This window comes from Dokdonella sp. (assembly GCF_019634815.1).
Classification (GTDB): domain Bacteria; phylum Pseudomonadota; class Gammaproteobacteria; order Xanthomonadales; family Rhodanobacteraceae; genus Dokdonella_A.
Window position 1 is genome coordinate 18142 of record NZ_JAHCAP010000023.1, and the last position, 12360, is coordinate 30501.

The following is a 12360-nucleotide window of genomic DNA, read 5'->3' on the forward strand; positions in this document are numbered from 1 at the left end:
GTCTGTCTCAGGAAATGTGCACGCGCTCGTCGCCGCGTGCGGCTTCGACGGCACCGATCGTCCATGCAGCCAGGCCGAGCCTTTCCAGCGCGTCGAGCGTGTGGCCGGCCTGATCGCGGCGCACGATCAGCACGTAGCCGATGCCGCAGTTGAAGGTGCGCAGCATTTCATCGCGCGCGACCTTGCCTTCGCGCTGCAGCCAGTCAAACAGCGACGGCCATTTCCACGCCTGGCCATCGAGCGCGATGCCGAGATTCCCGGGCACCACGCGAATGATGTTTTCCTTGAGCCCGCCGCCGGTGATGTGGGCCATGCCGCGCACCGGCTGCTGCTTGAGCAGGGCAAGGATCGGTTTCACGTAGATCGTGGTCGGCGCGAGCAGGGCATCGGCGAGGCGGGTACCGCCCAGATCGAGGTCGAAGGGGTTGCCGGCGCGCGCGAGGATCTTGCGGATCAGCGAATAGCCGTTGGAATGGGCGCCGCTGGAGGCGATGCCGATGATCGCGTCGCCCGCTTCGATCTGGCTGCCGTCGATCAGCGCGGATTTTTCCACCGCGCCGACCGTGAAACCGGCGAGATCGTATTCGCCGGCCGGATACATGTCGGGCATTTCGGCCGTCTCGCCGCCGATCAGTGCGCAGCCGGCCAGTTCGCAGCCGCGCGCGATGCCGCCGACCACGGCAACGGTGGTGTCGACATCGAGCTTGCCGGTGGCGAAGTAATCAAGGAAGAACAGCGGCTCGGCGCCCTGCACCAGCACGTCGTTGACGCACATGCCGACCAGGTCGATGCCGATGCTGTCGTGGCGACCGAGCATTTGCGCGAGCTTGAGCTTGGTGCCCACGCCGTCGGTGCCCGAGACCAACACCGGCTCGCGATAGCGGCCGCCCAGTTCGAACAGTGCGCCGAAGCCGCCGAGGCCAGCCATGACTTCGGGGCGGAAGGTGCGCTTGACCAGCGGCTTGATGCGCTCGACGACTTCGTTGCCGGCATCGATGTCGACGCCGGCAGCACGGTAACTCAGGGATTCTGAAGGCGTGGCCATGGCGGTGGGTGTCGTTCGCGGCCGGCTAGTCTAGCATTCGCTCCGGCCGTTCCGGCCGCGCCGGATTGGACGCGATCGCGCGCTTTGGGCAGACTTGCCTTGCCCCTGTTGACCAAGGTCATCCCGCGTGTCGATGTCTCGCTTGCCGTGCCTGTTCGTACTGTTCGCGTTGCTGGCGTTGGCGCGCCTCGTGCACGCCGCGCCGGAGACCTACACCGGCATCGCGCCGGTCAATGGACAGGGCGAGGATGAACGTGCCGCGGCACTCAAGACCGCGCTCGCCAACGTGGTGATCGAGCAGACCGCCGACGCCACCATCCTGTCGCGCGCCGATGTCGCCAGTGCGGTGGCGCAGGCCAGTCGCTATGTCCTGCAATACGGCTACGAACGCAACAGCAGCGGCGCCGCGCCGCTGCAACTGGTCGCGCAGTTCGATCGCGGCGCGGTCGATGCGATGCTTGCCCAGCTCGGTCTGCGTGCCGCCGCGCCCACGGCCAATGCCGGTACCAGTCAGGCCAGGGTCTGGATTGGCGGACTGCGTAACGCCGACGACTGGCTGCGCGTGGCTGGTTTCCTCGCCCACGATCCGGCGGTGCGCGACAGCCGACCACTGTTCGCACACGATGACGGCGTGCTGATGCAATTGACACTGGCCGGCGGTCTCGCCGCATTTCTCGATGCGGTGTCCGGCAAAGGCATGCTGGAGGTCGAGCAGGGCGCCGCCGCCGGTACCGATGCCGAGGCTACGCTGGTCCTCAAGCCATGATGCGATGCTGCGCCATCTGCCCAATCTGATCACCGGACTGCGCATCGCGCTGGTGGTGCCCCTGTGTCTGCTGATCCTCGACCAGCGCTACCCCGCAGCATTGCTGGTTGCGGCCGTGGCCGGCTTCAGTGATGCGCTCGATGGGCTCCTGGCCAAGCGCTTTGCGTGGCAGAGCTGGATCGGCGGCATGCTCGATCCGCTCGCCGACAAGCTGCTGCTCACCGCATGCTTCATCACGCTGGCAATGGTCGGTGCGATTCCCCCGTGGCTGACCGTGCTGGTGGTGGTGCGTGATTTGGTGATCGTCGCCGGCGCGATCGCCTACCATGCGTTGATCGGGCGCTTCGATGCCGCGCCCACGCGCCTGTCGAAATGGACCACGGTGGTGCAGATCGTGTTCGTGCTGTACCAGTTGGCGCATCGCGCCGACTTGATGCCGAGCATGCGCGAGCTGGACCTGGCCCTGATCGCACTGACGGCCGGGCTCACCGTCGTCAGCGGCCTGCACTACGTCATCATCTGGGCACGTCGCGCCGAGTTGCGCAAGCGGAGAATCCCTTGAGCGAAATCCAAACACGACGCGGTCTGGATCTGCGTTGGCAATGGCTGATCCTGATCGGTGCGGTCGGACTGGTGCTGTACTGGCTCAAGCCGGTGCTGATGCCGTTCGCGGTCTCGGCACTGTTTGCCTACCTGCTCGATCCCGTGGTCGATCGACTCGAAAAGCGCTTGGGTCGAACCTTCGCGGTCATCCTCGTGTTCCTCGTTGCCACTTTGTGTCTGGCTGGCATCCTGCTCGTGCTGGTGCCCTTCATCGAGCGCCAGATCGGCAGTTTCCTCGCCCAGTTGCCGGTGTGGCTGGCGTGGCTGCAGATGCATGCGACGCCGTGGCTGCAGGAGCACTTCGGCGTCTCGCCCGAGGTGCTCGACACCCAGCGCATCTTCGATGCCCTGCAGCAGCATTGGCGCGAGGCCGGCGGCGTGGCCGCGACCGTGGTCGCCAAGGTGTCGAAGTCGGGCATGGCGCTGATCGGCATGGTGCTCAATCTGGTGATGATCCCGGTGGTGTCGTTCTACCTGCTGCGCGACTGGGACGTGCTGGTCGCGCGCGTGCACGAACTCTTGCCGCGTTCGGTCGAGTCAATCGTCGCGCGCCTGGCGCGCGAATCCGACCAGGTGCTCGGTGCGTTCCTGCGCGGGCAGATCAGCGTGATGATCGTGCTCGGCGTGTTCTACGGGCTCGCGCTGTGGTTGGCGGGCATCAGCGTCGGGCCCTTGATCGGCATGATTGCGGGCCTGATCAGTTTCGTGCCGTATCTGGGCGCGATCGCCGGCGTGCTCATGGGCGTGATCGCCGCGCTGGTGCAATACCAGGACATGACGCACGTACTGCTCGTGCTCGGCGTGTTCGTGATCGGCCAATTGCTCGAAGGCTACGTGCTCGTGCCCAAGCTGGTCGGCGACAAGATCGGCCTGCATCCGGTGGCGGTGATCTTTGCGGTGCTGGCCGGTGGTGAACTGTTCGGTTTCCTCGGCGTGCTGCTGGCCTTGCCGGTGGCCTCGGTGGTGCTGGTGATCCTGCGCTACATCCATGAGCGCTACACCGACAGCGCGCTCTACACCTCGCAGGATCAGGCGAAGATCATCGTTTCGACCCAGTCCGCCGAAGTCGCCGCCGCGGCCGAGCGCCTGCCCAGTCGGGATGTGCCCCAAGGTCCACCGTCGGCATGAATGCGCAGTTGCCGCTGGTCTGGCGCTGGCCTGCGCGCCAGCGTTTGGCGAGTTTCGTTGCCGGCCCGAATGCGGTTGCGCTCGATCTGGTCACGCGCGTCGCCGCTGGCGACGATCGAACATGGTTGTTTCTGGCCGGGCCATCCGGCAGTGGGCGCAGTCATTTGCTGGTTGCCGCCTGTGCGGCGGCACAGGCCGAAGGACGCAGCGCGCAGTACCTGCCGCTCGCACGCCTTGGCGATGATGGCGTCGAGGCGATTCGCGGCTGTGGCGGCAGCGACCTGCTCGCGCTCGATGATTTCGATGCGATTGCAGGACATCCTGCCGCCGAGCACGCGTTGTTCGATCTCTACAACCGTTGCCGTGCCGAACAGACGGTCCTGCTGTTTGCCGCGAGCGCGCCGCCAACGCAGCTCGGCATCGGTTTGCCGGATCTGGAGTCACGCCTGTCAGCCTGCACCCAGGTCGTGCTCAAGCCACTCGATGAAGTCGAGCGGCGCAGCCTCGTACGCGACCGCGCGCGCGAGCGCGGCATCGAACTCGACGAAGCCGCACTCGACTGGCTGTTCACGCGCCGCAAGCGCGACCTCGCCACCTTGTTCGACCTGCTCGAACGCATCGACCGCGCCGCACTCGCGGCCAAGCGCCGCGTCACCGTGCCCTTCCTGCGCAGTCTGGTCGACTGAGCGGACGACCGGCTTGTGCGCTCGCGCAAGCTTTTCCCGCGGGTTGCGCAGTACGCTGTGGCATCCGGTTTGTGGATGTCGTCCATGCCGACCATGCGCCTTGCCATGCGATCCGCCGCGTCGGCGATGGTGTTGCTGGCCGCGTCACTCGCGCCGACAGCGACGCGCGCGCAGAACGCTGCAGGCTGGCTTGGACTCGAGCTTTACGCCAATTTCGAAACCGCGGGTGTCACCGCGACGATCAGTGGCGATACCAACCGCAATGCGGGTGTTTCCCTGCAGTGGCGGCGCGTGGGCGAGGCCACCTTTCGTGCTGGCCAGCCCTTGCTGCGCGTGGATGCGAATCACTTTGTCGGCAGCCTGTTCGATCTGCAGGCCGGCAGCGCCTACGAGATTCGCGCCACGCTCGCCGACGCCGATGGCGTGAGTGGCGTTGCGACGCAGACCGCGAACGCAACGACACGTGCCGATGTACTGGTCGAACCAAGCTTGCGCAGCCTGCACGTCGCGCCGAGTGGCAACGATGCCCATGACGGCCTGACGCCGGCGACAGCACTGCGCAGCATCCAGCGTGCGGCCGATCTCGCCCAGCCGGGCGATCTCGTGCGGGTTGCTCCCGGGCTGTATCACGAGGCGGTGGGCCTGCCGCGATCGGGGTCGGCCGCGCAGCCGATCGTGTTTCGCGGCCAGGGCGCTGGCGTGTTGCTCGATGGCGCGCGCGTACTGCCTGCCGACGCGACCTGGGCGGCGCTGGGCAATGGCGTCTACCGCACCACGCTCGATTTCGATACCGGTCACGTCGTGAGCGAGCAGGGGCGGCTGTTCCGTTATGCCAGCGCGGGCGACCTGCAGGCGTTCGCTGCAGGTGCACCGGGCGGCTTCTTCTTCGAGCCGGGCAATCGCCAGCTCAGCGTGAAGTTCGCCGATGGCAGTACGCCGGCCGTGCACGTCCTGCACGTTGCCGATCTGGGCGCCGGCTTCACGCTCGATGGCCGCGCCTTCGTGCGCATCGAAGGCTTCGAGTTCCGCAACTACGGGGCCGATGAATACGGCAAGGGCATCTACCTGCGCTACGGCGACGATTGCATCGTGCGCAACAACCGCTTCATCGACATCGGCAGCTCGGCGGTCTGGGCCAAGGGCGGTTCGCGCAACCGCATCGAGGACAACCAGTTCAGCGATACCTCGATCGTTTCCTGGCCGTGGCCGGTGACCAAGGCGAGCTTTGCCGAGAAGAGTTCGATCGCGCTGACCGATCAGATCGGGCGCGGCAACGTGATCCGCCGCAACCACATCGACGGCAGCTTCGACGGACTCGCGCCCTGTGGTTCGCAGGCCCCTGCGCCTGCATTCACCAATGAAACCGATGTCTACCGCAACACGTTCGAGCACATCAACGACGATGCGATCGAGGCCGATGGCTACTGCGCCAATGTGCGCATCTTCGCCAACCGCATCAGCGATGCGCACATGGGCGTTTCGGTCGCGCCCGCGGCGCCCGGGCCGACCTGGATCCTGCGCAACGTCGCCTGGAACCTCGGCAATGCCCGCACCAGCCAGATCGATGGCTACCTCTCGAGTTTCCTCAAAATCAACAGCGGCTATGCGCAGGCGGTCGGGCCGCTGCTGATGTACCACAACACCATCGCCACCAGCGCACCGGCGACCGAGGCGTTGTACTTGCTCAACCCCGGCGCGAGCACCAGCCTCACGAGCCGCAACAATTTGTATGTTGCCTCGCGCGATGTCTGGGTCAAGGTCAATCCGGTCATGGTCGATGCCGACTACGACCTGCTGCACACCAGTGATGCGAGCCGCTTCGTGCGCTGGATGGGCACGCCGTATGCGGATCTTGTGGCGCTGCGTAATGCCACCGGCCTTGAACTCAACGGGGTTTCCGCGCCGCCGCAACTGGTGGCACCTGCAAGCGGCGACCTGCGGCTGTTGCCGACGAGCCCCGCGATCGACCACGGCCTTGTTCTGGCAGGCATCAATGATGGCTACATCGGCAGTGCGCCCGATATCGGCGCATTCGAGTTCGACGACCTGGTCTTTGCCAGCGGCTTCGAAGGCTGATGCGCCAGCCATGACCGGCGGCAGGGGCACGGGTTTGCCGACTTGGTTATGGTGCCGGCTTGGCTGATCAAGGGGAGCCGCAATGCGCGCAAGAACTCTGTTGCTGACACTGGGCGTGATGCTTGCCTGCGGCGTGTCCGCCGCGCAGGCCGATGAGCATTTCGCACGCGATCCGGGTCAGGCGATCGATGCTGACTACACGGCGAAGATCGCCCAATACACCACGCAGCCGCGCTTCAACACGGTTCTAACCGACTACCTGCCGGCTTCGGCCAGCGTGCCCACGCCGGCCAGGGTGCTCGGCGATGTCGCCGGGGCGCCGGATTTCCTGCCCTACACCGCCGACGTGCATCGCTACTTCCGCATGCTCGCCGCCGCCACGCCGCGCGTGCGCGTGTTCACGGCCGGACGCAGCGAGGAAGGCCGCGAGATGATCGCGGTGGCAATTGCCGACGAGAAGCTGCTTGCCGATCTGGATGCCAATCGCGCGCGGCTCGCGCAATTGGCCGATCCGCGCACGCTCGGACTCGACGATGCCAAGGCCGAGGCGCTGATCGCGCAGACCACGCCGGTCTATTACATCACCGGCACCATGCATTCGACCGAGACCGGCGCACCGACCGCGCTGATGGAATTGGCCTACCGGCTCGCGGTCGATGACGCGCCTTACATCCAACGCATCCGCTCGCAGCTGATCACCGTGATCACGCCGGTGGTCGAGGTCGATGGCCGCGAGCGCATGGTCGATCTGTATCGCTGGCACAAGGCCAATCCCGACAAGCAGTACCCGCGCCTGATCTACTGGGGCCACTACGTCGCCCACGACAACAACCGTGATGCGCTTGGCCTGTCGCTCAATCTCAGCCGCAACGTGCTCGACACCTACCTCGGCTGGCATGCGCAGGTGCTGCATGACCTGCACGAATCGGTGCCCTTCCTCTACGACAACACCGTTGGCGACGGACCGTACAACGCCTGGATCGATCCGATCCTCGTCAACGAATGGCAGCAGCTGGGCTGGAACAATGTCGAGCAGCTCACCAAGCTTGGCCTGCCCGGTGTCTACACGCATGGCGGCTTCGACACCTGGAGCCCCGGCTACATGATGTTCATGGCGGCGATGCACAACGGCATCAGTCGCCTGTACGAAACGTTCGGCAATGCGGGCGCCGACACGGTCGAGCGCATCCTCACGCCCGCGCAGTACGAGCGCACCTGGTACCGGCCCAACCCGCCCTTGCCCAAGGTGCTGTGGTCGCAGCGCAACAACAACAATTACGAACAGGCGGGCCTGCTCACCGCGCTCGATTATTTCGTCGCCAACCGGCAGACCTTCCTGCGCAACTTCTGGCTCAAGGGCAAGCGCTCGATTGCCAAGCCCAAGGAGGCAGGGCCGGCCGCGTATGTGTTTTCCGCTGACGATGCGCGCAAGGGGCCGCAAGCCGAATTGCTGCGCGTGCTGCGTGCCCAGCATGTTGAAATCCATCGCGCCAGCGCAGCCTTCAGCGTGCGCACGCCGCTGCCGTGGAAGAAGCCGAGCGGCCCGGACGCGCCGCCGCCGCGCAAGCCCGAACAACTGCAGCAGGCACCGCGACAGTTTCCCGCGGGCAGCTACATCGTGCGCATGGATCAGCCGTATTCGCGCATCGCCGACACCTTGCTCGATCGCCAGTACTGGGCGCCCGATGATCCGCAGAAGCGGCCCTACGACGACACCGGCTGGTCGCTCGGCGACAGCTTCGGCGTCGATCTCGCGCGCGTCTCCGATGCCGCCGTGCTCGCGGTGCCGATGCAGCGCGTCGACACCATCGAGGTCCCGGCGCTCAGTCCCGCCACGCTCGGCGTGAGCGGCAAGCTTCCACGCATTGCGATCCTGCACACCTGGCTGTCGACGCAGACCGAAGGCTGGTGGCGCATGGCGCTCGACAAGCTCGGCGTGAAATACGACTACATCAGCACGCAGGACGTGGCGAAGATCGCCAGCCTGCGCGGCAAGTACGACGTGATCCTGTTCGCGCCGGTCGGTGCCAGGGATACGCGCCAGATCGTCGATGGCATGCCGATGTACGGCAACGCGCTGCCGTGGAAGAAGACCGCGCTCACGCCCAATCTCGGTTCGATCGATGCGACCGATGACATGCGTCCGGGGCTGGGCACGCAGGGGCTCGCCAAACTCAAGCGCTTCGTCAGTGACGGCGGCCTGCTCGTCACCAGTGAGGACACCGCCATCTGGGCGATCGACGTGGGTTTGGCGCCCGGCGTATCGGTGGTACCGAAGAAATCCCTGCGCGTGGTCGGCAGCTTGCTCGCTGCGCAGCGGGTGGACAGCGAAAGTCCGATCACGGTCGGCTACGACAAGCCGTTTTCGATGTACAGCGCCAACGGCCTGTCGTTTCAGGTGAGCAATCTCGTCGGCGGCGATCACGGCCTGCCCAACGCCAAGGACTACAAGCGGCCGACCGGACGCGGCGGTCTGCACGATGAGGACATCCCCGAAGGCCGTGCCTTCGATGCACCGCCGGTGCTGCCGTTTGCCAAGCCCTGGGAAGCGCTGCCGCTCAATGCCGAACAGGAACGCAACAATCCCAACGTGATCCCGCCCGCGCAGCGGCCCAAGGTGATCGTGCGCTGGGGTGATGAACATGTGCTGCTGGTTGCGGGTCTGCTCGATAGCGGCAAGGAAATGGCGGGCCGCGCGGCAGTGGTCGATGCCCGCTACGGCCGCGGCCATGTGCTGCTGTTTGCCAACAATCCAGTGTGGCGCGGCATCACGGTTGGCAACTACGCCCTGCTGCTCAACGCACTGACCCACTACGACAGCCTTTGAGCCGTCCAGCCGACTTGGCGCGTGGCGACCCGGAGTGCGTCGTCAGCGTGGCAGGTTGGTGCGCGGGCTTTGCATGAACTTGCCGCGGACGGGCATGCGGGCTGCGACGCGCTCGGCTATGCTCGCCGCGCCGTGCAAGCTTGCGGCTTCGTGCGTGCATTTCGCACGAATGGCATTCAACTTCAGGGGTGGTTTGATGAATCTTGCGCGTACCGGCCGCCTTTTCGCGGCTTTGATTCTGGGCGGCATCTGCTTTGCGGGCGCTGGCACGGTGATGGCCGAAGACCTCGATTTCTCGATGGTCAACAAGACCGGCTATGCGATCAACGAGGTCTATGTCAGTTCGGCCAAGACCGATGATTGGGAAGAAGACGTGCTTGGGCGCGACCAACTCGCCAATGGCGAGCGCGTCGATATTCATTTCGAACGGGGCGCCAAGGGCTGCAGCTGGGACCTCAAGGTAACCTACGACGACGGTGACGAGGCGATCTGGTCGGGGCTCGACCTGTGCTCGATCTCCAAGCTCACCCTGCACTATGACCGCGATGCGGATCGCACCTGGGCCGATACCGAATAAGCAAGTTTGATCGTTGCACGCATGAAAGCGGGGTGAGCCGATCGGCTCACCCCGCTTTCGCATGCCGGTCCGCGGCGCGAAGTTGTTCGGGGGTTCCGATATTGCTCCACCAGCCATCGTGGCGCTCGCCCGACAGGCGGCGCTCGCGCATCGCGCGCTGGAACATCGGCAGCAGCTTGAAACGCGCATCCGGCTGGTCGGCGAGCAGCTCGGGCCGATACACGCCGATGTTGCCAAAGGTCAGCCGTTCACCGCGCTCGTCTTCGTTGAGCTCTCCGCCATCGAGCCAGAAATCGCCGCGCGGATGAAAGTCGGGATTGGGCACCATCACCAGATGCGCGAGGCCAGTCGGCTCGGCCGGCAGGCGCGCATAGTCGAAGTCGCTGAGGATGTCGCCGCTCACGCCGATGAAGGGCGCAGCGCCGAGCAGGGCGAGCGCGTGCTTGATGCCGCCGCCGGTTTCCAGCGGCACGGGGCCTTCGTCGCTGTAGAGGATGCGCAGACCCCAGCGGCTGCCATCGCCGAGCGCGGCGGGAAACTGCTCGGCGAGGTGCGAGATGTTGATCACGACATCGCTCACGCCGATCGCGGCGAGCTTTTCCAGATGGTGTTCGATCAGCATCTTGCCGCGCACGCGCAACAGCGGCTTGGGCGTCGCATCGGTGAGCGGTCGCATGCGCTCGCCGCGACCGGCGGCGAAGATCATCGCGCGGCGGATCATGGCGCGGCTTCCGTGCGCGGTCGCGTGATGTCGCGATTGCCGAGCGCGCGTTCGAGCAGATCGGCGAGCGCGGCCAGTTCGTGGTGCGCGCGCGCGACTTCGAGCACGTAGCGCCACACGCGTGGCAATTCGCCCAGGTATTGCGACTTGCCGTCGCGGTAGTGCAGGCGGCAGAAGATCCCGAGCACCTTGAGATGGCGTTGCAGCCCGGTGAGATCGAACCAGCGGCGAAAGCGCGCGGCATCGGTGTGGCTGTCGAGCAGGTGCGCTTGCAGCAGACGTTGGCGATGGGCTTCGAGCCAGCCTTCGATCTGTTCCGCAGTCCAGTGGATGTAGCAATCGCGCAAGAGGGAAGCGAGGTCGTAGCTGATCGGTCCGCTCATCGCGCCCTGGAAATCGATGATGCCTGGATTGGCCAGCACCCCGGCATCGCTGCCGTGTCGTTCGCTGCACAGCATGAGGTTGCGACTGTGGTAGTCGCGGTGCATGAAGGCCAGCGGCTGCGCCTGTACGGCCTCGATCAGGCACTCGAAGCTGCGCGTTACCACGGCTGCTTCGTCGGCATCGGGCGCGTGACCGAGGTGCTCGCGCAGGAACCACCTCGGCATGAGCTCGAGTTCCTGCCGCGCGAAGGTCGCATCGAAACGTGGCAGGCCGCCGGTGTCGACATGAGTCTGCATGCGCAGCAGCGCATCGAGCGCATCGCCGTAAAGCGCATCGACGCTGCTGTCATCCAGCGCGCCAAGGAAATCACGACGGCCGAGATCTTCCATCAACACGAAGCCCTGCGCGGGGTCGACCGCATCGACGCACGGTACATGCAGGCCCGCGCGGCGCAGGCGCGCGCCGATGTCGAGCCAGGGCGCGAGATCTTCTTGTCCCGGCGGCGCATCCATCAGCACGCGCGTCGACCCGTCGGCGAGCGTCGCGCGCCAGTAGCTGCGAAAACTCGCATCGGCTGAAGCCGGCGCGAGCGTGAAGCGGTCGTTGCCCAGCGCATGAGCCAGGAATCGACGGCGGGCCTCACTGCGTTGCGGGTCGGTATTCACGTTTTGCCCCGGATATCGGTCGATTCAGTCTAGCAAGCCAGGCCCCGCACCAGCCCGGGCTTGCCGAGCTCGCCATTGCCACGACTGCAAGTCCGGCTGGTGGCGCCAAGGGCCCAATCCTGTATCGCGGTCAGGTGTCGGAGCGCACGTCGACCGCTTCGAAGTCATCGCCGAAAATCGCGTCCAGACCGTTGGCTTCCATCTCCAACAGGCCGACATAGCCGGCTTGGCTATTGTCCGAGCGAAGGCGCAGATAGCGCGCCATCACCGGTTCTGGCAGATCGTGGCTAATGACCGGCGCCGTGTAGTAGCCCACGGTGGCCTGATGCAGCAAGGTCCATTCGGCGGCGTCCATCGAAGCGAATATTTCGATGTGTTCAGTCTGCAGCGGCCGGATCACGAGCTGATCGATGCGAAATACGCCGTCCAGATCGACGGTGAACCCGAGCTCACTGAACTGGCCCTGGTAAGTCCACCATGCTGAGGTGTTGTCGCCGTCGACGACGTTTTCCGGCGCGCCTGCCACCGTGTCGAAATGGGCCGTGACGGGCTTGTTCAGTGCGGCGTTGAAGAAGGACTGGGCGGGGAGCAAGGGCGTGGCGAGCAGCAAGGACGCGACAACGATGGTGCGCAATGGCAAGGCAAGGGACATGGCAATTCCTCGAAGACGGTGTCTGGGCGGGGTTCCATCCGGAATGCACTGCTCCTGTCCCGAATATGGAAGCGAGGCCGTAAGATTCAATGCGGCTGCGGCGGAGCAGGGCGGTGATGCGGACGATCACGGCAGGCTGATCCCGAAGTCCGCCAGCGTCGGCTCGCTCTGCGTGCGACGAGAAAGCCTCCGCGGGGCGCGGCTTTGGTGCGGAAAAAATTGACCCGGCT

General features: G+C 65.4%; 11 protein-coding genes. 7 read left to right on the forward strand and 4 right to left on the reverse strand.

Annotated features, from left to right (window positions below):
* Nucleotides 1-7: 7 nt before the first annotated feature.
* On the reverse strand, nt 8-1045 hold the full coding sequence (gene purM / locus KF759_RS11355) for a phosphoribosylformylglycinamidine cyclo-ligase (protein ID WP_291225571.1): 1038 nt from the start codon (nt 1043-1045) through the stop codon (nt 8-10).
* Nucleotides 1046-1178: 133 nt separating this feature from the next.
* Between purM and KF759_RS11360 the strand changes: the two genes are divergently transcribed.
* The 7 genes from KF759_RS11360 (at nt 1179) to KF759_RS11390 (ending at nt 9708) form a co-directional block, all read left to right on the forward strand.
* On the forward strand, nt 1179-1811 hold the full coding sequence (locus KF759_RS11360) for a DUF2066 domain-containing protein (RefSeq protein ID WP_291225647.1): 633 nt from the start codon (nt 1179-1181) through the stop codon (nt 1809-1811).
* 4 nt (nt 1812-1815) lie between these two features.
* Nucleotides 1816-2373 carry a CDP-alcohol phosphatidyltransferase family protein gene (locus KF759_RS11365; RefSeq protein WP_291225572.1) on the forward strand — a complete coding sequence of 186 codons (558 nt, stop codon included), beginning with the start codon at nt 1816-1818 and terminating at the stop codon, nt 2371-2373.
* Nucleotides 2370-3542: an AI-2E family transporter gene (locus KF759_RS11370; protein ID WP_291225573.1), complete on the forward strand. Its 1173-nt coding sequence runs from the start codon at nt 2370-2372 to the stop codon at nt 3540-3542. The genes KF759_RS11365 and KF759_RS11370 overlap by 4 nt, the downstream gene beginning before the upstream one ends.
* Nucleotides 3539-4228 (forward strand): DnaA regulatory inactivator Hda, encoded by a 690-nt coding sequence (gene hda, locus KF759_RS11375; RefSeq protein WP_291225576.1) that lies wholly within the window; start codon nt 3539-3541, stop codon nt 4226-4228. Before KF759_RS11370 ends, hda begins: the two co-directional genes overlap by 4 nt.
* A 105-nt stretch (nt 4229-4333) precedes the next feature.
* Nucleotides 4334-6304, forward strand: coding sequence for a right-handed parallel beta-helix repeat-containing protein (locus KF759_RS11380; protein WP_291225583.1), 1971 nt, complete (start codon nt 4334-4336; stop codon nt 6302-6304).
* Between the two features lie 82 nt (nt 6305-6386).
* Nucleotides 6387-9131, forward strand: a complete 2745-nt coding sequence (locus KF759_RS11385) for a M14 family zinc carboxypeptidase (protein ID WP_291225585.1) — start codon at nt 6387-6389, stop codon at nt 9129-9131.
* Nucleotides 9132-9327: 196 nt separating this feature from the next.
* Nucleotides 9328-9708: a hypothetical protein gene (locus KF759_RS11390; protein ID WP_291225587.1), complete on the forward strand. Its 381-nt coding sequence runs from the start codon at nt 9328-9330 to the stop codon at nt 9706-9708.
* Nucleotides 9709-9754: 46 nt separating this feature from the next.
* On the opposite strand, the gene murU is transcribed toward KF759_RS11390, so the two are convergent.
* The 3 genes from murU to KF759_RS11405 form a co-directional block, all read right to left on the reverse strand.
* On the reverse strand, nt 9755-10426 hold the full coding sequence (gene murU / locus KF759_RS11395) for an N-acetylmuramate alpha-1-phosphate uridylyltransferase MurU (RefSeq protein ID WP_291225649.1): 672 nt from the start codon (nt 10424-10426) through the stop codon (nt 9755-9757).
* Nucleotides 10426-11478 (reverse strand): phosphotransferase, encoded by a 1053-nt coding sequence (locus KF759_RS11400; protein WP_291225588.1) that lies wholly within the window; start codon nt 11476-11478, stop codon nt 10426-10428. The genes murU and KF759_RS11400 overlap by 1 nt, the downstream gene beginning before the upstream one ends.
* Nucleotides 11479-11608: 130 nt before the next feature.
* Nucleotides 11609-12130, reverse strand: coding sequence for a discoidin domain-containing protein (locus KF759_RS11405; RefSeq protein ID WP_291225589.1), 522 nt, complete (start codon nt 12128-12130; stop codon nt 11609-11611).
* Nucleotides 12131-12360 lie beyond the last annotated feature (230 nt).